We start from the raw sequence: 22,872 nt of genomic DNA, 5'->3' as shown, positions 1-22,872 counted from the left end.
TATGGCATCAAAAAATCAACAGAAAGATACAAAAGAGCAGAGCGTAAGTCCAAGTTTACCCGATGGTGTTAAAAATTACCTTATAGATATTGATGGGACCATAACAGATGACGTTCCAAACGAAGAGCCTGAGAGAATGGCTACCTGCGAACCTTTTCCTGATGCACTGGAGACCGTCAATAAATGGTATAAGGATGGACACCAGATTTGTTTTTTTACGTCAAGAGTTGAAGAACATAGGAAAGTTACGGAAGACTGGCTGAATAAGCATGGTTTTAAATACCACAGTTTATTAATGGGAAAACCAAGAGGCGGTAATTATCATTGGATTGATAATCATATCGTAAAGGCTACTCGGTATAAGGGTCAATTTACAGACTTAGTAAACAAGAAAGAGACTATACAAGTATTTAAAGATTAAAACATATGATATGAGTGATAATTTGAAAGTGCCAACTATGGCATCTTATTTAGCGGAAGGAAAGCAACCAGAAGTTTTGTTCTGGGTAGGTTGTGCTGGAAGTTTTGATGATAGAGCTAAAAAAATCACTAAGGCTTTTGTTAAAATTTTAAACAATATCAATGTTGATTTTGCAGTGCTTGGAACTGAAGAAGGCTGTACAGGGGATCCTGCAAAAAGAGCAGGAAATGAATTTCTATTTCAAATGCAGGCGATGACTAACATTGAAGTACTAAATGCATACGAAGTCAAAAAAATAGTAACCGCCTGTCCGCATTGTTTCAATACAATCAAAAATGAGTACCCTGCTTTGGGTGGGAAATACGAAGTGATTCATCATACGCAGTTTTTGAAACAGCTTTTGAATGAAGGAAGATTAAAGGTAGAAGGTGGAAAATATAAAGGGAAAAAAATTACATTTCATGACCCTTGCTATTTGGGACGAGCTAATGGTGAATATGAAGCTCCAAGAGATTTGTTGCGCAAACTTGAAGTAGAATTGGTGGAAATGAAATCTTGCAAATCCAAAGGGCTGTGCTGTGGTGCAGGAGGGGCTCAAATGTTTAAGGATGCAGAAAAAGGAGATAAAGAAGTAAATATTCACAGAACAGAACAAGCGGTAGAAGTGAAGCCTGAAGTTATTGCTGCAGGTTGTCCGTTTTGCAACACCATGATGACTGATGGTGTTAAGAATAAAGAAAAACAAGACGAAATTGAAGTTCTTGATGTTGTGGAAATGATTGCTAATGCAGATGATTTATAAAAAATATGGTAGTAGAATTTAGTGAATTGCCAGATTCGTCGAGGGTTTGGGTTTTTCAGGCTAGTAGAGGATTTAGTGAAGACGAACTCAATGAAATAAAGCCTAAAATTGAAAGGTTTTTGGAAAACTGGACCGTTCATGGCCAGTCTCTTAAAGCAGGATTCGACATTAGGTATAATCGCTTTATTGTTTTGGGTCTCGATGAGTCTCAAGCCAGTGCCAGTGGTTGTTCAATAGATGCATCCGTTCACTTTATCCAAAGTTTAGAAAAGGAATACAATGTGGATTTATTGGATAAAATGAACGTTAGTTTTAAAAATGGAGAATTTGTAGCCTACAAACCATTACTGGATTTCAAAAAAATGGTAAAACAAAAAGCTGTATCACCGCAGACTATTGTATTCAATAATCTCGTGAATACAAAATCAGAATATAAAGAATTTTGGGAAGTGCCAATGACAGAAAGCTGGCATAGCCGATTGTTATAAAAATATATGAGTTCTAAAATCTATAGTAAAGTCGTCTTTTTGATGGCTTTTTTTTCATTCACCTGTGTTTTAGCGCAAAACAGTTTGTTTTCAGAAGATATAAACTCTCAAAGGAAATGGGTGGATTCGTTGTATTCGAATCTGAGTTTGGAAGAAAAAATCGGACAACTGTTTATGATCGATGTCTTCACAAATAAATCAGATGCTGAACTTGAAAACATAGCAGATTTTATAAAGACCAATCATATCGGTGGTGTAATTTTTTCTAAAGGAAATCCTTACAGACAAGCCCAGTTCACCAACAAAATCCAAACGGAGAATAAAGTCCCCTTACTTATAGGAATGGATGCAGAGTGGGGCCTTGCTATGCGGCTGGATTCTACTTATGCTTTTCCCTGGAATATGACCCTGGGAGCGATAAAAGATACTTCCATAGTGAGGAAAGTTGGGAACCAAATTGGTAAACACAATAAGCGACTTGGTGTCCATATCAATTTTGCTCCTGTTGCAGATATCAACACCAATCCTGAAAATCCTATTATTGGTAACCGGTCTTTTGGAGAAACTAAAGAAGTGGTGATCTCTCATGCTGTAGCGCTTATGAAAGGCATGCACGATGCTGGAATCCTTACCAGTGCAAAGCATTTTCCTGGTCATGGTGATACTCAGCAAGATTCGCATTTAACCTTACCCACGATAGATTTTTCTGAACAACGCATCAGAGCAATCGAATTGGAACCATTTAGAGCTTTAATCAATGAAGGGGTGAGTAGCATCATGGTAGCTCATTTGAACGTGCCCAGCTTAGAAAGCAGATCGGATTTCCCTTCCTCCCTTTCCCCTAAAATTGTTAGCCAGCTGCTAAAAGAAGAGCTTGGATTTAAGGGATTAGTCATCACAGATGCCTTAAATATGAAAGGAGTTAGCAATAACAATATTCCTGGTGAAGTAGATTTAAAAGCCTTTCAAGCCGGAAGTGATATTCTGTTGATTTCTGAAAATGTACCGAAAGCCATTGAAATCATTAAGAAAGCAATTAAAAATAACAAAATTGCTAAAAGCAGATTAGCCTATTCAGTTAAGAAAATATTATACGCCAAATATAAGGTGGGCTTGAATAATTTTGATCCTATCGAAACGACTCATTTGACCTCAGAATTGAATTCAGGCTTAAATGACGCCGTTTATAAGTTAGCTATTGAAAATGCAACGACAGTCTTAAAAAATGATCTGGGAATATTACCAATCAGCGATGTTGAACATCAAAAGATTGGTTATTTAGGACTTGGAGACGCCAGTGGAGAAACCTTTTATGAGGCCTTAAATAGGTATGCTGCTGTTGAAAGAATAGAGAATAAAGAATCCATTTTGAATAAAAATAGCAAGCTGGATTTCGACCACATTATTATTGGCTACCACAGATCTGACATAAATCCCTGGACAGATTATAAGTTTACTCCTTACGAAATTAAATGTATCGAACAGCTTTCAAGAGAAAATAAAGTCACTCTTGTTAATTTCTCAAGGCCTTACAGTTTATTAGGCTTACAGAGCTTTATTAACATAGATGCAATTTTTCAGGTATACCAGAATAGCGATATAGCTCAATCTGTTGCCGCTCAACAGATTTTTGGGGCACTAGAGACCCTTGGCAACTTGCCTGTGAGTATTACTTCTGCATTCCCTGTTGGAACCGGTTATAAATTAAAATCAAATGGCAGACTGGGACAGGGTTATTATCAAAATTTGGGTTTTGACGAGCGATTTGAAAAGAAAGTAGATTCTATTGCAAACTATGCTTTAGATGAAAAAATGACACCCGGCATGCAGATTCTGATTGCCAGAAAAGGGAAAATTATCTACGATAAAAACTTTGGATATCATACCTATGATAAAAAAAATAAAGTGCAGAGTGATGACGTTTACGACTTAGCTTCTCTTACCAAGATACTGACAACGCTGCCTATATTAATGACACTGGAAGAAGCTAGTAAACTTAGTTTAAACACCAAGCTCCATGAACTTATACCAGCACTTGCCAGCTCCAATAAAGCTGATATAAGCGTTCTCGACATGCTCTCGCATTATGCCAGGTTAGAGCCCTGGATTCCTTTTTATCAAAACACCTTAGAAGAAAAATCAGAGTATTATGCTTCGGAATATTCTGAAGAGTTCAGCATTAAAGTGTTGGAGAACATGTATTTGAGAACAGATTACCAGGATTCCATTTATTCGCAAATTGTAGAAAGTGAATTACGCGATACCTTGGAGTATAAATATTCTGATTTACCTTATTATTTTTTAAAGAAATTCATCGAACAACAAACAGATAATTCTTTAGATACACTGGCCGAGACTTATTTTTACAGGCCTATGGGATTGAGCCGATTAAAGTTTTTTCCTTTGAATCACTTTGATAAAGAAAAAATTGTTCCTACAGAAAACGATACAGTTTGGAGACAAGAATTGATTCATGGAACGGTTCACGATCAGGGTGCTGCTATGCTTGGTGGTGTTGGAGGTCATGCCGGTTTATTTGGAAACGCTAGAGATGTGGCTTCGTTTATGCAGCTTTACTTAAATAAAGGTGATTTTGGAGGTAAAATTTACTTTAGCCCACAAACCATGACAAAGTTCAATACCTGTTATTATTGCGATAAAGAGGTGAGAAGAGGAGTAGGTTTCGATAAACCGCAGCTTGATGATATCGGTCCTACCTGCGGTTGTCTTTCCATGTCGAGTTTTGGTCATTCCGGCTTTACAGGTACTTATGCATGGGCCGACCCTGAAGAAGAAATTATCTATATTTTTTTATCCAACCGGATACATCCCGACCCGGCCAATACAAAACTTATTGATGAAGACATTAGAACCAAAATACAAGGGCTTATTTATGAAAACTTATCGAAGGACTATTAAAATAATTTGAGATTAGTTTAAGACCAAAATAAGCTTCAATCTTCTATTTTTGGGAATAATAAAAAAATTATGAAAATAGCAATAGTGTGTTATCCTACCTTTGGCGGGAGTGGAGTAGTGGCAACAGAATTAGGAATTGCATTGTCCAAAAGAGGGCATGAAATACATTTTGTTACTTATAAGCAACCTGTAAGGCTCGAATATTTGAGTACATCTATACACTATCACGAGGTTTCCGTTCCAGAATATCCCTTATTTCACTATCAGCCCTATGAGCTGGCACTTTCCAGCAAACTTGTAAACGTTGTACAAAAGCATAAAATAGATATACTTCATGTTCATTATGCTATTCCTCACGCTTATGCCGGGTTTATGGCTCAACAAATGCTTTTGGAGGAAGGGATAAAACTCCCCATGATGACAACCCTTCATGGAACAGATATCACCTTGGTAGGAAGTCACTCCTTTTATAAACCTGCCGTGAATTTTAGCATCAATAAAAGCGATGTCGTTACTTCAGTCTCTGAAAGCTTGAAACAAGATACCTTTGAAATTTTTGACATCAAAAAAGAAATTGAGGTTGTCCCAAATTTCATTGACCTCTCCAATCTAACTGAAAATTTCGAAGAATGTAAACGTCACATGGTTGCTTTTGAAGACGAAAAAGTTATTACCCACGTCAGTAACTTAAGAGAAGTAAAGCGTTTAAATGACGTGATTGAAGTGTTTTTCAGGATACAATCCAAAATAAAATCAAAGCTGGTTATTGTTGGGGATGGGCCGGACCGGGAAAAAGCCTTGCAACTGGCCAAAAAATTAAACATAAGAGATAAGGTGATATTTTTAGGGAAAAGCAACGAAGTGGAACGCATCCTTTGCTATTCAGACCTATTTTTATTACCATCGGAGAAGGAAAGTTTCGGTCTTGCCGCCTTAGAGGCGATGGCTCATAGAGTTCCCATCATTTCATCCAATGCAGGAGGTCTTCCCGAGGTGAATATTCACGGAGTTTCAGGATTCTTAAGCAACATAGGCGATGTAGAAGATATGGCTGCTAATGGAATTAAAATTTTATCGGATGAAAGGGTATTGGAAACTTTTAAAAAAGAAGCACGGCAGATTGCTGAAAAATTTGACGTAGAAAGAGTGGTATGTCAGTATGAAAAATTATATCAAAAAATGATGTAATTAATCAGTTACAGTTCTGATATCAATTTTTTCAGATCTAAATTTATTCTTACCAAAGTCCAAGGTGCGTATCGGGAATGGAATATTGATATCGTTTTCGTTGTAAGCAGCTTTGATTGCTAAAATAGCATCATGCTGTGCTTTATAGACGTCTCCTTGATTAGCCACATTAGCCCAAAATCTCAATTGATAATTGATGGAACTATCGCCAAATTCAGTATAAAAAAACTGAATGCTTTCCCCAGGACGTTGTTCAAAAATCTCTTTAATTGCATTTTCCGTAATTTCCTGGACTTTTGGGAGATCACTCTCATAGCCGACACCACAGGTTAAAATGATACGTCCTCTGGGAGTTCTGCTAAAATTTTTAAAGGGGGCATCTACAATTTTGGAATTGGGTATGACGACCAGATTATAGTCTACCGATTGTATGATTACACTTCTCAAATTAATATCGATTACAAAGCCTGCAAAGCCATTGGTTTCTATCCAGTCTCCAATTTGTAATTTCGGAATAAAACTAATAATAATACCTGAAAAGGTATTGTGAAGAGTACCCTGAAGAGCAAAACCAACCGCTAAACCAAGTACACCCGCAGCACCAAGAACTGTGGTAAGCACTGAATTTAAGTTTAAAATACCTAGGGATATGAATATACCCAGAGATATGATAACTACTCTAAACACTTTTACGGATACCGTCCGGATAGAATCCTGAGCATTGCTTTTTCGGAAAAGCTTATCTATAAGTTTACTTGAATACTTTGCAAAAAGTATAAATAAAATAAGTACAAAAACAGCGATTAAAAAATTAGGCAGACCCAGTACAATAGTATCAATCCAGTCGAAAATCTTTGTAGTTAATTCTGCCCAGGCTTTTTCGGTCTTCTCAACAATTTCAGTCTCTTGCATGTTAAAAATGATATTATGAATATTGTTTTTTTTGCTTTTTTATAATTCACGCATCCAGCATCCAGCTGGTTTTTTCAAGCTCTCTAATGTATTCACCTACAAGGTCTATTGTACCCTCATCCTTATTTTGTTCTGCAGCTTCTACCACTTTTCTCATTTGAATTATAATTTTTTCATGGTCAAAGAGTAGGGTTTCAATCATTTTAAAATCCTCAAGATCTGAAGAAACTTCCTATAGATTTGAAAGTTCTAAATAATTGGAGATATTGCTTTCGGGCTGAAACCGTAAGGTTAACATACGTTCAGCAATTTCATCGATTTTTAATTTGGCGTCATCATACATTTCCTTAAACTTTGCGTATAAATTTAAGAAATTTTCACCGGTAATATTCCAGTGAAAATTTCTCAACTTTTGATAATACAAATGATAATCTGCCAGATGAACATTCAATGTTTAGCAGCATCCTGCGTTTTTGATGCCCTTAAATCTAATAACTCATAGACTTAATTTCTGAAATTATTAAATGTAATTTTAGGCATTTCTCTTATCTGCCAATCGCATGTTCCAAGCATCCAGCATCCAGCTGGTTTTTTCAAGTTCCCTTATGTAAGCGCCAATTAAATCTATTGTCCCTTCATCTTCATTTTTATCTGCAACCTCGATGACACTTCTCATTTGATCGATGATAACACCATGATCGTGTAACAAATCTTCAACCATCTCTACATCAGATTTATCCTTTGATGATTCTTTGAGGTTTGATAATTTTAAGTAGGTAGAAAAATTACTCTCTGGCTGAAAGCGCAGGGTGAGTATGCGTTCAGCGATTTCATCTACTTTGAGCTTTGCATCGTCATACATCAGCTCAAATTGCTCATGCAAATCAAAAAAATTATGACCGGTAATATTCCAGTGAAAATTTCTCAATTTTTGATAATACATATGATAATCTGCTAAAAGCACGTTTAATTCTTTAACGGTGTCTTTAGTTTTTGATTTATCTAAGTTTAAATAATTCATATTATTTTATTTGTAATTTATTAAGCATTTTATCTGAAATCTGACCTCCGGATTTTCCGTAGCCATCTACCAGCATTCCTTTGTGACCATCTGATGTTGTGATTGCATACAAGATAGAATTGTCTGCTGGATTTGACACACCCTCAAATCTGAAATAATGATCTACTTCAAAGTCATCTATCGGGTATTTTTTTTTCTTGGTTTTATTTTCTATCTGGTCATCAAGAACATTGAGGTCATCAACATAGCCCTCGTTTCTCAATGCATTCATAGTCTCGGATAAGGTATCTTTTTTTTTCATAACATCTGTTTTTTTAAAAGTAAAACTTAAGTCAGTCTAAGTCAAAAAAATGGTTTGCTTTAATCATTATTTAACTATTATCTTTTCTTATTGTTGTCTTTATTGAAATAGAATAATCCTAATGGAAAGCAGAATAACAAAAAAAGAAATTGGCCTGTTACAATCCCATATATAGTGATAATAGCAGCTATTATATAGATCCAGGTAATTTTTGTAATTTTCATATAACTTTTTTAAACGGCTAAATTATTAGCCACAAAAAAACTCCGTTAAGGAGTTTTTTTATCGATCTTATCTCATTAGGATTCTTTGTCTGCAGTTTTCTGGACGTCTATGACCAGTTCATCTTTTTCCTTGTCGAAATCCATATACAGGGTGTCCCCCTCAACAATGGAAGAATTGATGATTTTTTCAGCTAAAGCATCTTCAATGTATTTTTGAATAGCTCTGTTTAGAGGTCTTGCCCCATATTGTCTGTCAAAACCTTTATCGGCAATAAAATCTTTAGCTGATTCACTTAAAGAAAAATTATATCCTACATCTTTGATTCTTGAGAAAAGTCTCTCTAATTCTATATTGATGATTTTTTTGATGTCCTCTCGTTCTAAAGCATTAAAAATGACTACATCATCTACACGGTTCAGAAATTCCGGTGCGAAAGCTTTTTTCAAAGCTCCTTCAATTACCTTTTTGGTATTGTCGTCTTCCTGCTGCTTTTGAGACTGTGTTCCAAAACCAACTCCGGTACCAAAATCTTTAAGTTTTCTTGCTCCTACGTTGGAGGTCATAATGATGATTGTATTTCTAAAATCCACTTTCCGTCCCAAACTATCGGTTAAATGACCATCATCCAAAACCTGGAGCAGCATATTGAATACATCTGGGTGCGCTTTTTCGACCTCATCCAGTAAAATGACTGCATAAGGTTTACGTCTCACTTTTTCAGTTAACTGGCCACCTTCTTCGTATCCTACGTATCCCGGAGGCGCTCCAATTAATCTTGAAACCGCAAATTTTTCCATGTATTCACTCATGTCAAGTCGAATCAAGGCCTCATCGTTGTCAAACAACTCTCTGGCCAGAACTTTGGCAAGTTGTGTCTTACCAACTCCAGTTTGACCTAAGAATATAAATGAACCAATAGGTCTGTTTGGATCTTTAAGCCCAGCACGATTACGTTGAATTGCTTTTACAATTTTAGTCACTGCTTCACTTTGACCAATTACTTTATTTTTGATGGTTTCCGGTAATTCAGCTAATTTATTGCCTTCTGTTTTGGCAATTCTTTTCACGGGAATCCCCGTCATCATAGAAACAACATCTGCAATGTGATCTTCAGTGACTGTTTCTTTGTTTTCTTTTGAATCTTTTTCCCACTCTTCCTGAGCCTGCTGCAAATCATTTTCAATTCGCTTTTCGTCATCTCTTAATTTTGCAGCTTCTTCATATTTCTGTTTTTTGACAACAGAATTTTTCTCTTCACGAATATCTTCAAGTTCTTTTTCGAGTTCCAAAATACGTTTAGGTACATTGATATTGGTGATATGAACTCGACTGCCTGCTTCATCTAGCGCATCAATAGCCTTATCTGGAAGAAATCTATCGGTCATATATCTATTGGTAAGAGAAACACAAGACCTGATGGCTTCGTCTGTATAAATCACGTTATGGTGATCTTCATATTTATCTTTGATATTATGAAGTATTTCGACAGTTTCATCTATAGAGGTTGGCTCCACAATGATTTTTTGGAATCTCCTTTCCAGGGCACCATCTTTTTCTATATGTTGTCTATATTCATCAAGTGTGGTTGCACCAATACATTGTATTTCCCCTCTGGCAAGAGCAGGTTTGAACATATTACTTGCATCCAGGCTTCCGGTAGCTCCTCCGGCACCTACGATGGTATGAATTTCGTCAATAAAAAGAATAATATCGTCATTCTTTTCAAGCTCATTCATTACAGCCTTCATTCGCTCTTCAAATTGTCCTCTGTATTTCGTTCCTGCTACTAGGCTAGCCAAATCAAGTGTAACCAGTCTTTTGTCATAAAGTATTCTGGAAACTTTTCGTTGTATAATTCTGATAGCTAAACCTTCAGCAATAGCACTTTTACCAACACCAGGCTCTCCGATAAGAAGGGGATTGTTTTTCTTTCTTCGACTTAAAATTTGAGAAACTCTTTCTATTTCCTTTTCACGGCCTACAACAGGGTCCAGTTTTCCTTCCTGAGCCATTTCAGTAAGGTCACGACCAAAATTATCCAATACTGGCGTTTTAGATTTTTTAGAAGCTTTTCCTTTGGAATTTCCAGATCCACCCAGCGATTCTCTTCCAGAATCTCCGGAGGTTGGTGCATCGTCAGAAAACGCATCGGTAGGGGTATCCAAATAATCACCATCCTGTGTTATCATGGCTTTAAACTCCTCTTTTACATTATCATAATCCACTTTCAGCTTATTTAAGAGTTTGGTAGTGGGATCATTTTCATTCCTGAGAATACATAATAATAGGTGTGCGGTATTAATAGAAGAGCTTTGAAAAAGCTTAGCTTCTAAAAAAGTTGTTTTAAGTGCCCTTTCAGCTTGTCTTGTTAAATGTAGATTCTTTTTTTCTTGAGATATATCTGTATTCGTATGATCTGAAGGATTTAAGATTTCCACTTTTCTTCTCAACAGCTCCAAGTCAACATTCATGGCATCTAGTATATTGATAGCCTTCCCCGTTCCGTCACGAAGCAAACCAAGCATCAAATGCTCTGTTCCTATAAAATCGTGGCCAAGGCGTAAAGCTTCTTCTTTACTATATGCAATTACTTCTTTTACTTTTGGTGAGAAATTATCATCCATAGTCTTTAAATATTTATTAGACATTACTCAAAAATAATACCTTAATACTGATATACACCATTTCAATAGTGAAAATCTTATTAAATAAACCTTGTAAAAAAATGTGATAATTAGAGTTTAAGGGTCTTTAAGGATTTGATAGGTTTTGTATATTTGCTTATTAGCAACTTGTGTTGTGAATTTTTTAAATATTAATTTAAATTGAAATAAATGGCTAACGGTGAACAGCTAATACCAATTAATATTGAAGATGAGATGAAAACAGCTTACATCGATTATTCGATGTCTGTTATTGTTTCTAGAGCACTTCCGGATGTGAGAGATGGCTTGAAACCTGTGCATAGAAGAGTTCTTTTTGGATTGCAGGAACTCGGCATCTTTTCTAACAAATCTCATAAAAAATCAGCAAGAATTGTTGGTGAAGTATTAGGTAAATATCACCCGCATGGTGATACTTCTGTTTATGATGCCATGGTAAGAATGGCTCAGGAATGGAGTATGCGCTACCAACTGGTGGACGGTCAGGGTAACTTCGGTTCCGTAGATGGAGATAGTCCGGCGGCTATGAGGTATACGGAGGCAAGGATGCGAAAGATCAGCGAAGAAATGCTGGCTGATATCGATAAAGAAACGGTTGATTTTGCTTTAAATTTTGACGATACCCTGGAGGAACCTACAGTCCTTCCAACTCGAGTTCCAAATTTATTGGTGAATGGTGCCAGCGGTATTGCCGTAGGTATGGCTACCAATATGCCACCGCATAACTTAACTGAAGTCGTTGATGGCGTTAACGCTTATATCGACAATAGAGATATTGAGATAGAAGAACTCATGACCTATATAAAAGCTCCGGATTTTCCAACAGGAGGTATTATTTATGGGTATGAAGGAGTGAAAGATGCCTTTATGACAGGTCGCGGAAGAATTGTCATGCGTGCTAAAGCTGAAATTGAAGAAGTAAAGGGTAAAGAATGTATCGTAGTCACTGAAATTCCATACCAAGTCAACAAAGCAGATATGATTAAAAAGACTGCTGATTTGGTCAATGATAAAAAAATTGAAGGCATTTCTCTTATTCGAGACGAATCGGATAGAAATGGTATGCGTATCGTTTATATTTTGAAAAAAGATGCTTTGCCCAATGTAGTTTTAAATACCTTATATAAACATACAGCGCTTCAATCTACATTTAGTGTTAATAATATTGCACTTGTCAAAGGCCGACCTCAAATGCTCAATCTTAAAGACATCATTTACAATTTTGTCGAGCATAGACATGAAGTTGTCATTAGACGTACAAAATACTTACTGAGAAAGGCAGAGGAGAGAGCCCATATTCTGGAAGGTTTAATTATTGCTTCAGATCATATTGATGAAGTCATTGCGCTTATAAGAGGTTCACAAAATGCTGAAGAAGCCAGAGAAAAACTGATCGAGCGTTTTGAGCTTTCAGAAACTCAAGCCAAGGCAATTGTGGAGATGCGCCTGAGACAGCTTACAGGTCTTGAACAGGATAAGTTAAGAACGGAGTATGACGAGTTGATGAAAACTATCGAGGACTTAAAAGACATTCTTGCCAATGAACCTCGTAGAATGGAGATCATAAAAGAGGAGCTTGCTGAGATAAGAGAAAAATATGGAGATGAACGCCGTTCTGAAATCAACATGATTGGTGGTGATTTTAGCATGGAAGACATGATTCCAAACGAAAGTGTAGTCTTAACCATTTCTCACGCAGGTTACATCAAAAGAACGGCTCTTAAAGAATATAAAACTCAAAATAGAGGAGGTGTTGGTCAAAAAGCGTCGACAACAAGAGACGAAGACTTTTTAGAATATATATTCTCAGGAACCAATCACCAGTATATTTTATTTTTTACGCAAAAAGGAAAATGTTTCTGGATGCGGGTTTTCGAAATTCCGGAAGGAAGTAAAACCAGCAAAGGTCGAGCTATTCAAAACCTGATGAACCTGGATCCTGATGATAGAATCAATGCCTTTATTCTGGTTGAAAATCTTTCCGACGAAGAGTATATCAATAACCATTACGTATTGATGGCAACAAAAAAAGGCCAGGTTAAGAAAACTGTCTTAGAACAATATTCCAGACCAAGGGTCAATGGTATCAATGCCATCTCTATTAAAGAAGGCGATGAATTGCTTTCTGCTGTGCTCACAGATGGTGAAAATCAAGTCATGTTAGGCTTAAAAAGCGGTAAAGCTTTAAGGTTTGAAGAAAAGCACATTCGACCAATGGGACGAGGAGCTGCTGGCGTTAAGGGGGTTACCCTGGCTTCAGAACAGGATGAAGTGATTGGCATGATTTGTGTAAAAGATCCACAAGATGAAACCGTTTTAGTAGTTTCTGAAAAAGGTTATGGCAAGAGAACCTTTATCGACGATGAAGATGGAGAGCCGGTTTACAGAATTACCAACCGAGGAGGGAAAGGAGTCAAAACCATTTCTATTTCAGAAAAAACCGGACAATTGGTAGCTCTTAAAACAGTTCATGATGAAGATGATTTAATGATTATCAAAAAATCTGGTGTCGCCATCAGAATGTCAGTATCTGATATAAGAACTATGGGAAGATCTACCCAAGGGGTGAGACTCATCTCTCTTAAAGGTGATGACGAAATCGCAGCTGTAGCCAAAATAGTTAATGAAGATGAAGACGATTCAGAAGCAACGACGGAGTTACCTGAAGCTGATAATGAAGTACCAAACGAATAATATTAATAACTAAATTCAATAAATAGAATAAAACATGAAAAAGTCAATTTTAGCATTAACCCTAATCATAGGTTCAATAAGTTTAGGATTTTCACAGCGAAGTGAAATTAGAGACGCAGAGGACGCTATTGAAGAGGGAAAGTATAAAGAAGCTTTAACAGAATTGAACAAAGCAAAACCTCAGATAGCAGAGGAAAAAGATAAATGGGTGATTCGTTACCATTTAGCCAATGCTAAAGCCCTTGGAAACATGGCTGAGAAGCAATCTGGTGAAAAAATGTTGGAAAATATCAACGAATCACTGGAGTCTTTAAATAAGATTCTCGAAATGGAAGAGGATAATGAGGAAGCTTTAAATTACAAAGCCAACTTAAGACAGACCATGGTTCAATCTGCCATAGACAGTCAAAATGAAGGCAATTTTGACATGGCTGAGAAGTTGCTTTACAAAACCTACAAGCTTAATAAGAACGATACAGTTATGTTGTATTATGCCGCTTCTGCAGCTGTAAATGGCCAGTTATATGATACAGCACTTGAGCATTATAATAAACTATTGGATATGAATTATGACGGTTCATCTGTTCAATTCGTAGCAGTCAGTAAAGAAACTGGGGAGGAAGAAATTTTCGAATCTAAAAACATGAGAGATATCGCTGTAAAAACAGGAGAGTATTCTGATCCAACCCAAAAGAAAACACCGAGTGTTACAGGTGAAATTGCAAAGAATGTTACCTTGATTTACATTCAGCAAGACGAGCCAGAAAAAGCCCTTATAGCTATTGAAAAAGCGAAAGAAGAAAATCCTGAAGATATCAGTATTAAACAAGCTGAAGCTGATTTGTACTATAAATTAGGAAGGGTTGATAAATACGATGAGGTGATGAAAGAAGTGGTAGAAATGGATCCAGAGAATCCATCATTATACTATAATCTTGGTGTTGCATCTGAGCAACTTGGTGATAAAGAATCTGCCGAAGAATATTACAAACAAGCAATTGAGCTTAATCCTGACATGGTAAACGCTTATATAAACTTAGCGGCAATGACTTTAAGTGAAGAAAGAGCCATAGTTGAGCAAATGAATAAGCTTGGAAATTCTAGAGCAGATAATAAAAAGTATCAAGAATTGAATGAGAAAAAGAAAAAATTCTATGAGGAAGCTTTGCCTTATTTAGAAAAAGCTACTGATTTGGATCCTGATAACATAGATGCTTTACAGACCAAATTAAACATTTATTATCAATTGGGAATGAATGAAGAAGCTAAAGAGCTTCAGGAGAAAATTAATGCTTTAAAAGAATAATTTAATTTTTTTCATAATAAAAAAGCCAAGTATTAATACTTGGCTTTTTAGTTTTGTCAAATCTGCAATTAGCGTGTTGACATTTTTTCTTTCTTCTTTTGAAGTTGTCTTTTGATATCTTCAACTGTATTTGTGATAGCCAGTTCAAAGGCTTTCTCGTTGGAAGAAGCAAAAACATTTTGTCCTGGAGCACTTAATTTGATTTCGCAAATCATGCCAGTTTCTGGGCTAGACGTATTTTCAGTTTTGAAAAACACTTCGCTTCTCACGATCCAATCGTATCTTTTTTCAAGCTTTTCAAGTTTTTTGGTGACTAATTCTTCGAGTCTCTCGCTTGCTGTAACGTGTACGTAATTGAAATTAATGTCCATAAATTATAAATTTTGAATGTGTATTTATTTTAGACTACAAAAGTTTTGTAATCAAGCCCAACTCTAAATCAGACTCACTCTATAAATTTAAGAAATTAAACCAATTCATTTAAGGTTTTTCAAAATTTTAATTTTAATCTAACTTATTTAAGTTTTGGTTACAAAGTTGAAATAAGAACTTAAACAAAGATTCTTGATATTTTTATTTTTAATATTATCGTTTGTTTACATTTAATATAAAGGCTTCTATATTATTTTTGAATTTGAATACCAGACCAATGCAAAACTCACTTTTCAAAGTTCTGTCAACCTCCTTAGACGGTCAGCTTTATATAGATGAATTACATAAATTAATTTATGCAACCGATGCATCGGTTTATAGGGAAATTCCTGTAGCTGTCGTTTATCCCAAGAGCATTTCTGACCTTAAAAAAATAATTGAATTCACATACAAACATCAACTTTCGATAACTCCAAGAGCGGCCGGAACCTCTTTGGCTGGGCAATGTGTTACAGATGGAATGGTGTTGGATTTGAGCAGGCATTTTACAAATGAAATAGAGTTTGATTCCAATCATAAAACGATTCGATTGCAGCCTGGAATTGTAAGAGATGCACTTAATAAAAAGCTGAAGCCCTATCAGTTATTTTTTGGACCTAATACTTCCACAAGTAATAGGTGTAACCTTGGCGGAATGTTTGGAAATAATTCTTCAGGAACAACATCTATCAAATATGGGGTGACCAGAGATAAAGTTATTTCTTCAAAAGGTTTTCTTTCAGATGGAAGTTTTATTGAAGTTAAACCCCTTACCAAAGCGGAGTTTCAACAAAAACTGGAATTGAATACTCTTGAAGGTGAAATCTATACGTACTTCAACACACTATTTCAACAAGATAATATCGAAAATCTTATTGAAACCGGCTTTCCAAAACCCTCTATTCATAGAAGGAATACTGGATATTCCATTGATGAACTCTATAATTCTTCCTTTTTTAAAACCGATTCCAATCCTTATTTCAATCTCAATAAACTTTTGTGTGGAAGCGAAGGGACTTTATTCATAGCTACAGAGCTGGAGATGAAATTAGATGATGTTCAGCCACAGCATTCAGCGATGCTAGCAGCTCATTTCAAAAGCATTTCAGACTGTTTGGAATCTGTAGAGATGTCATTAGCCCATGACCTCTTCACCTGTGAAATGATGGACAAAACTATTTTGGATTGTACCAAAGACAGTATGAAATATCAAGGGCATAGGTTTTTTATTGAAGAAGACCCCGAAGCTATATTGATGCTTGAACTCAGATCAAATTCATTGGAAGACTTGAAAAATCAAGTCAAGAATCTTCTTCATGATTTAAAGAGTTCAACCAAAGCTTATGCTTTTCCTGTATTAAAAGATGGAGAAATCGATCTTGCAGTAGAGTTGAGAAAAGCCGGTCTTGGTCTTTTAGGAAATCTGAAAGGCGATGAAAAGGCTGTAGCCTGTATTGAAGATACGTCGGTTGCTATTGAAGATTTACCCCATTATATCTCAGATTTTTCCAAAATCATGGAATCTTATGCCCAAAAAGCAGTGTATTATGCTCATGCTGGCGCTGGAGAATTGCATTTAAGACCAATCTTGAATCTCAAAACTTCTCAAGGTGTTGAGGAATTTTCAAATATTTCTTCAGATGTTGCTCATCTGGTAAAATCCTATGGCGGTGCTTTAAGTGGTGAACATGGTGATGGCAGAGTGAGAGCCCCTTTTACAGAGTTGGTAGTCGGTGAGAAATGTTACGAGATTTTTAAAGAAATCAAGCATGTATTCGACCCCAATAAGCTTTTTAATCCCGGTAAAATTGTCAATCCAAAGCCAATTGATTCCGATTTAAGGTATGAAGTAGACAGAGATGAACCAAATATTTCTACCAAACTAGATTTCTCCAAAAATCTTGGAATTCTCAGGGCTGCAGAGCAATGTAATGGAAGTGGAGATTGTAGAAAATCTCACGAATTTGAAGGGGGGATGTGTCCGAGTTACCAGGCGACTAAAAACGAAAAGGATACCACTCGGGCAAGGGCTAATTTACTTAGGGAAGTGCTTACTCAAAAACACAAGGATAAAAATGCCTTTGATGATGAAAATCTGAAGGAAATTTTTGACCTCTGCATTAGCTGTAAGGCTTGCAAAAATGAGTGTCCCAGTAATGTAGATGTTGGTGCTTTCAAAACAGAATTTCTTTATCAGTATCAAAAGGCTAATGGAACTGAATTGAGAACTAAAGTTTTTGCAAAAAACAACATGATCAATAAGTTAGCTTCCCCGGTCGCCCCAATTTATAATTGGTTGAATACAAATACACTTACCTCTCGTTTTATAAAGCAAATTGCAGGAATTGCTAAAGAGAGAAGTTTACCTAAATTAAGTGCGCAATCCCTAAGAAAAAAAATCGATAGCGGCTTGATTTCATTGAAATCAATCGGAGAGAAAAAGAAAACAGTCTATCTGTTTATTGATGAATTCACGAATTATTTGGATGTTGAAATTGGGATTGATGCTATAGAATTATTAACCAAACTTGGTTATGAGATAAAAGTTCTTCGTCATGAAGAGAGTGGAAGGGCTTATTTCTCTAAAGGACTGTTAGACGAAGCTCAAAAATTTGTAGATAAAAATATAGCTGTTTTTTCAACTAAAATTTCAAAAGAATCACCATTATTGGGCATAGAACCTTCGTCAATTTTAAGCTTCAGAGATGAATATTTAAAATTGGCTACAGATAAAACTTCAGCAGAACAACTTTCTAAGCATGTGTTTTTGATTGAGGAATTTCTCAATGCTGAAATACAATCAGGGAATCTGAAATCAGAGCAATTTTCTGAAGAGAAGAAAGAAATAAAAATTCATAACCATTGTTATCAAAAGGCTTTATCCAATCAAATTCATACGTTTAATCTGTTGAATTTACCAAAAAACTTTAAAGTTACTTTAATCCCCTCTGGCTGCTGTGGTATGGCTGGAAGCTTTGGTTATGAAAAAGAGCACTACAAAGTCAGCCAGGATATTGGAGAACTGATTTTATTACCTGCGGTAAGAAAATCAAATGCTCTTATTTCTGCAAACGGAACCAGCTGCAGGCATCAAATAAAAGACGGAACTGAAAAAGAAGCCCTTCATCCAGTCTCCATATTGAATAAGTATGTACTATGAACTCGGGTTTAATAAGTAGCTTTCCAATTCTTGGGTAGAATTAAAATTTACATCAGGAATGTCAATTTCCAATTGTTCCGGAATATCCTCAAAGATGATATCTGTTCTAACATCACTAAAAATAAGCCCTATATCTTTGGCGTAGTAGTTTGTAATACTTGTGATTTCTTGTTCTTGTAATATGGTGAAGTCGTTAAAAACAATAAATACTTTTGCTGAAAGATATACTTGAATTTCTGAAACAAAGATGTCTTCATAATTCACGCCGTTTATCTCCTTTGAAATAGAGAAACCCTGGTGTACGGAGTTGATTCTATATGAAAAATCAACAGGAAAATCATTGATGTTCTGCTGAAATTTCCCGGAAGATGAAGACATCATATTTCCAAGTGATGAATTTGCATCGTAAAGGACAATGTCTTGCATTGGAATTTCTATAGTTGATAACTGATTTTCTAAATCGATTGTGAACTGTCCATCAAGAATTATCTTTTGATTTCCATTTTGCTTATAAGCCTTGCCAGAGGCAAGCATACTCGTGAATATCCCCACGAGTTCATCACTCGTTTGAGTGAAACCATATCTATTTTGAAACTTTTCGTCAATAGATAATAGTTCAGTACCCTGAAAATTTCCAGTATTCTGATTTAATCGATTCTCATAAATCCAGGAATTCTCAACTTCCAGAGGGAAATAATCAGCATCAGAATTCAAAAAAGTATCATTTTCTTCTGAACAGGACCAGGAAAAGAGGATTAGGATTAATATAAGAGACAGCCTGTGTTTTTTCATATTGATGAATATACAAACAAAGGAGTTAATTCAAGCTTTTTTTGTTCTCTTATCAGAAAACATTCTAGATTCATTAATAAGATTTAACATACTCGCAGAAGAGATGTCTTCTGTTTGTTTTTCAAAATCGCTGTATTTAAAAAGCTTCCAGCGTTTATTGTGATATTCCAATGCGGTAAGATTTTCTATCCAATCTCCTGAATTCAAATAGAGGCAGGTTCCCTTTTTATTTACCTTTCTAGAAATTTGAGGTTGATGAATGTGACCACAAATAACATAATGATAATCGTTTTCGATAGCTAAATCTGTTGCTGTTTTTTCAAAATCAGCTATAAATTTAATGGCTTTTTTCACTGAATATTTAATTTTTTTGGACAGGGAATATTTTTCTTTCCCCAATTTCAACAAAATAAAATTCAAAAATCTATTACCTAAAATAAGTATATCATAACCCCAGCCACCAAATTTAGCTATCCATTTGGCATTTTGAACTGAAAAGTCAAAGACGTCCCCGTGGAAAAACCAGGCTTTCTTGCCATCTAAATTCAAAATCAATTTGTCCAGGAGTTTGATATTTCCGATTTCAAAGTCACTTAGTTTCCTGAGCATTTCATCGTGGTTTCCAGTAATGTAAACGATTTCTGTACCTGACATCGAAAACTCAATCAATGTTCTGATGATTTCCAGATGTGTTTTAGGAAAATAATTTTTTCTAAATTGCCAAATATCAATGATATCCCCATTTAGAATAATTTTTTTAGGCTCTATGGAGTTTAGGTAATTGAGCAATTCCTGTGCATGACAACCAAAGGTGCCTAAGTGAATATCCGACAAAACAATTAAGTCTACTTTTCGTTTCAAAATATTAGGTTTTTATAAAGAAAAACAAATGCAAGTTTTTGTCGGTAAACTAAAGATTATGAAAGCTAAAGCTATAGGTTAGGAAATTGAACAATCTATTAACTTTAATTTTACATTATTGAGTTGAATTGCAATTTTTATAGATTATCTGTTTTGATTGCTTTTTGATTATTGCTTAAAACAATTACATTTGTTCAAAACATCATATGGCATCAAATAGCTTCGGCAGTTTTTTAAAGCTCACTACTTATGGCGAATCTCATGGAGTTTCCATAGGTGGAATTTTAGACGGAGTGCCCCCGGGAATTCAACTTGATTTAGAGAAAATTCAATTAGAATTGGACAGAAGAAAGCCCGGGCAATCCGCTATCGTTACGCAACGAAAAGAATCTGATATTGTTCATTTTAAATCCGGGATTTTTGAAGGAATTACCACAGGTTTACCGATTGGGTTTGAAATTCAGAACACAGACAATAAATCTAAAGATTACGGCCATATTAAAGATGTATTTCGTCCAAATCATGCAGACTATACCTACGATCAAAAATATGGTCAAAGAGACCATAGAGGAGGAGGAAGGTCTAGCGCCAGAGAAACTGCATCCTGGGTGGTCGCTGGTGCTATTGCCAAGCAAATCCTTAAAGATGTCAAATTTACGGCCTATACTCATTCGGTCGGTTCTCTTGAATTTACTGAACAAGACTCAATTGATTTTGATGTAATAGAAAAAAATCCTGTGCGATGCCCTAATGAAAAATTGGCGTCCAAAATGGAAGACTATATCAGGCAAATTAGAAAAGAGGGGGATACTATTGGAGGAATTGTAAAATGTGTGATTTCGAATGTTCCTAAAAATCTGGGAGATCCTATTTTTGAGAAATTACACGCCAATCTAGGAAAAGCCATGATGACCATCAATGCGGTGAAAGGCTTTGATTATGGTTCTGGCTTTGACGGTATTTCTATGAAAGGAAGCGAACATAATGATTTGTTCAATACAGATGGAAGTACTAAAACCAATCATAGCGGAGGTATACAAGGTGGTATTTCCAACGGAATGGATATCACTTTTAGGGTGGCCTTCAAACCTGTTGCAACCTTAATGCAAAAGCAGCAAACCATAAATAAAAATTCTGAAGAAGTTGAAATGCAGGGTAAAGGAAGACATGATCCATGTGTAGTTCCTAGAGCAATACCTGTAGTTGAAGCTATGTCTGCTTTAGTTTTGGCAGACGCATATTTATTAAACAAATCAATCCATTAACATGAAAAAATTAGAACTACACTGGCAGATCCTTATAGGGATGGGCCTGGGAATATTATTTGCTTTTATACTCTCTTATTTTGAATGGGGAAGCGGTTTTATTACAGATTGGATTAAGCCTTTTGGAACTATTTTTATAAATGCTTTAAAACTTATCGCCGTTCCTTTAATTCTTGCTTCACTTATCAAAGGGGTTTCAGATTTAAAAGATATTTCAAGTCTGTCCAAAATGGGTTTGCGAACCATATTAACTTATTTAGCAACAACTGTAATTGCAGTGAGTATCGGACTTATTATTGTTAATGTTTTTGAACCTGGAAAAAGCATCGAGAGTGATACCCGGGAGGAGCTTGTAGAGAGTTATGGCGGTGATGCGGAAACGACTCGTCAAAACGCTCAAAAACAAAAAGAATCTGGCCCGCTGCAGGCACTTGAAGATTTGGTACCAGAGAACATATTTGGAGCTGCCTCAAGTAACTCCAATATGCTACAGGTAATTTTCTTCGCCATTTTCTTTGGGATTGGAATGATTCTAATTCCAGAAAAGCAATCGAAACCCATCAAGGAATTTTTTGATTCGCTCAATGAAGTCATATTAAAGATGATAGACCTCATCATGCTGGCAGCACCTTATGGTGTTTTCGCGTTATTGGCTGCACTCGTTGTCGAGGCGCCAAGTGCTGATTTGTTTATAGCTTTAGCCTATTATGCACTTTGTGTGGCTGGTGGATTGATATTGATGATAGGTTTTTACGCTTCAGTCGTTGGAATATTTACAAAAAAATCACCGCGATTTTTTCTCAATGGGATTTCTCCTGCTCAATTATTAGCCTTTTCAACAAGTTCTAGTGCTGCGACATTACCCGTAACCATGGAACGGGTAGAGGAACATTTAGGGGTTCATCCTCAGGTGTCAAGTTTTGTGTTGCCTATTGGAGCCACGATTAATATGGACGGAACAAGCCTGTATCAAGCAGTTGCTGCCGTTTTTATTGCTCAGGCTTTCGGAATAGAGTTGAGTTTTGCTGCCCAATTGGGGATTATCGCCACAGCCACATTAGCTTCCATTGGTTCTGCCGCAGTTCCTGGTGCAGGAATGGTGATGCTGGTTATAGTTCTAGGTCAGGCAGGTATTCCTGAAGCTGGTTTAGCACTTATTTTTGCTGTAGACAGACCTTTAGATATGTTAAGAACCAGTGTCAATGTTACAGGTGATGCTGCCGTAGCTATGTTAGTGGCTAAATCACAAGACAAACTGGGTGATCCGCAGGTTAAAGACTGGGATGATAATTACAAAAAAACAGAATCTCAAAATTAAATGGAATAAGTAAAGCCTATCTCAACAAAACTAAGCTGTTTACTTAAGACCTTGATTTCAGCTTGGATAAACATTGTAATGGGTTCAAAAATTAAGTCTAAACTTTATCAACGTTGTAAAAATAT

The 22,872-nt window shown here is 36.0% G+C and carries 17 protein-coding genes and 1 pseudogene; 10 read left to right on the top strand and 8 right to left on the bottom strand.

From position 1 onward, the window contains the following. Position 1: 1 nt before the first annotated feature. From BLP81_RS11905 to bshA, 5 genes are all read left to right on the top strand, one after another. Positions 2-421, top strand: coding sequence for an LNS2 domain-containing protein (locus tag BLP81_RS11905; protein WP_093369245.1), 420 nt, complete (start codon positions 2-4; stop codon positions 419-421). A gap of 10 nt (positions 422-431) precedes the next feature. Beyond that, positions 432-1,223 (top strand): (Fe-S)-binding protein, encoded by a 792-nt coding sequence (locus BLP81_RS11900; RefSeq protein ID WP_093369242.1) that lies wholly within the window; start codon positions 432-434, stop codon positions 1,221-1,223. A 5-nt stretch (positions 1,224-1,228) separates the two neighbouring features. Next, positions 1,229-1,711, top strand: a complete 483-nt coding sequence (locus BLP81_RS11895) for an ABC transporter ATPase (protein WP_093369237.1) — start codon at positions 1,229-1,231, stop codon at positions 1,709-1,711. 6 nt (positions 1,712-1,717) lie between these two features. Then, positions 1,718-4,630 carry a serine hydrolase domain-containing protein gene (locus BLP81_RS11890; RefSeq protein ID WP_317039079.1) on the top strand — a complete coding sequence of 971 codons (2,913 nt, stop codon included), beginning with the start codon at positions 1,718-1,720 and terminating at the stop codon, positions 4,628-4,630. A gap of 69 nt (positions 4,631-4,699) precedes the next feature. Beyond that, a complete protein-coding gene (gene bshA / locus BLP81_RS11885; protein ID WP_093369230.1) occupies positions 4,700-5,818 on the top strand; it encodes an N-acetyl-alpha-D-glucosaminyl L-malate synthase BshA in 1,119 nt (372 codons plus the stop codon). On the opposite strand, the gene BLP81_RS11880 is transcribed toward bshA, so the two are convergent. The 5 genes and pseudogenes from BLP81_RS11880 to BLP81_RS11860 form a co-directional block, all read right to left on the bottom strand. Further along, positions 5,819-6,730: a mechanosensitive ion channel family protein gene (locus tag BLP81_RS11880; protein WP_093369225.1), complete on the bottom strand. Its 912-nt coding sequence runs from the start codon at positions 6,728-6,730 to the stop codon at positions 5,819-5,821. A gap of 46 nt (positions 6,731-6,776) precedes the next feature. Continuing rightward, a pseudogene (locus BLP81_RS11875) lies at positions 6,777-7,216 on the bottom strand (Dps family protein); the annotation flags it as partial. A gap of 46 nt (positions 7,217-7,262) precedes the next feature. After that, complete coding sequence (locus BLP81_RS11870) at positions 7,263-7,751, bottom strand: Dps family protein (protein WP_093369218.1); 489 nt, start codon at positions 7,749-7,751, stop codon at positions 7,263-7,265. Between the two features lies 1 nt (position 7,752). Continuing rightward, complete coding sequence (locus BLP81_RS11865) at positions 7,753-8,052, bottom strand: phosphoribosylpyrophosphate synthetase (RefSeq protein ID WP_093369212.1); 300 nt, start codon at positions 8,050-8,052, stop codon at positions 7,753-7,755. 299 nt (positions 8,053-8,351) lie between these two features. Beyond that, entirely contained in the window at positions 8,352-10,901 is a 2,550-nt protein-coding gene (locus BLP81_RS11860) for an ATP-dependent Clp protease ATP-binding subunit (protein WP_093369209.1), read from the bottom strand. A gap of 210 nt (positions 10,902-11,111) precedes the next feature. Here BLP81_RS11860 and gyrA point away from each other — a divergent pair, with 210 nt between their 5' ends. Further along, positions 11,112-13,634 (top strand): DNA gyrase subunit A, encoded by a 2,523-nt coding sequence (gene gyrA, locus BLP81_RS11855; protein WP_093369205.1) that lies wholly within the window; start codon positions 11,112-11,114, stop codon positions 13,632-13,634. Between the two features lie 34 nt (positions 13,635-13,668). After that, positions 13,669-14,940 (top strand): tetratricopeptide repeat protein, encoded by a 1,272-nt coding sequence (locus BLP81_RS11850; RefSeq protein WP_093369201.1) that lies wholly within the window; start codon positions 13,669-13,671, stop codon positions 14,938-14,940. 68 nt (positions 14,941-15,008) lie between these two features. On the opposite strand, the gene hpf is transcribed toward BLP81_RS11850, so the two are convergent. Next, a complete protein-coding gene (hpf, locus tag BLP81_RS11845) occupies positions 15,009-15,311 on the bottom strand; it encodes a ribosome hibernation-promoting factor, HPF/YfiA family (protein ID WP_093369198.1) in 303 nt (100 codons plus the stop codon). Positions 15,312-15,589: 278 nt separating this feature from the next. On the opposite strand from hpf, the gene BLP81_RS11840 reads away from it, so the two are divergent. Next, the gene (locus BLP81_RS11840) at positions 15,590-18,511 is read left to right on the top strand and encodes an FAD-binding and (Fe-S)-binding domain-containing protein (protein WP_093369194.1); all 2,922 of its coding nucleotides are present in this window, start codon (positions 15,590-15,592) and stop codon (positions 18,509-18,511) included. Here the strand turns inward: BLP81_RS11840 and BLP81_RS11835 are convergent. Continuing rightward, positions 18,506-19,303 (bottom strand): hypothetical protein, encoded by a 798-nt coding sequence (locus BLP81_RS11835; RefSeq protein ID WP_093369191.1) that lies wholly within the window; start codon positions 19,301-19,303, stop codon positions 18,506-18,508. The two genes, BLP81_RS11840 and BLP81_RS11835, sit on opposite strands and share 6 nt — an antisense overlap. A gap of 30 nt (positions 19,304-19,333) precedes the next feature. After that, positions 19,334-20,167, bottom strand: a complete 834-nt coding sequence (locus BLP81_RS11830) for a UDP-2,3-diacylglucosamine diphosphatase (protein ID WP_093369188.1) — start codon at positions 20,165-20,167, stop codon at positions 19,334-19,336. Between the two features lie 203 nt (positions 20,168-20,370). Here BLP81_RS11830 and aroC point away from each other — a divergent pair, with 203 nt between their 5' ends. Next, positions 20,371-21,429, top strand: a complete 1,059-nt coding sequence (gene aroC / locus BLP81_RS11825; RefSeq protein WP_093369185.1) for a chorismate synthase — start codon at positions 20,371-20,373, stop codon at positions 21,427-21,429. A 1-nt stretch (position 21,430) separates the two neighbouring features. Then, positions 21,431-22,747, top strand: a complete 1,317-nt coding sequence (locus tag BLP81_RS11820; RefSeq protein ID WP_093369182.1) for a dicarboxylate/amino acid:cation symporter — start codon at positions 21,431-21,433, stop codon at positions 22,745-22,747. Positions 22,748-22,872: the final 125 nt, after the last annotated feature.

This window comes from Psychroflexus sediminis (assembly GCF_900099815.1).
Lineage (GTDB): Bacteria > Bacteroidota > Bacteroidia > Flavobacteriales > Flavobacteriaceae > Psychroflexus > Psychroflexus sediminis.
This window is presented reverse-complemented; position numbering and strand designations above follow the sequence as displayed.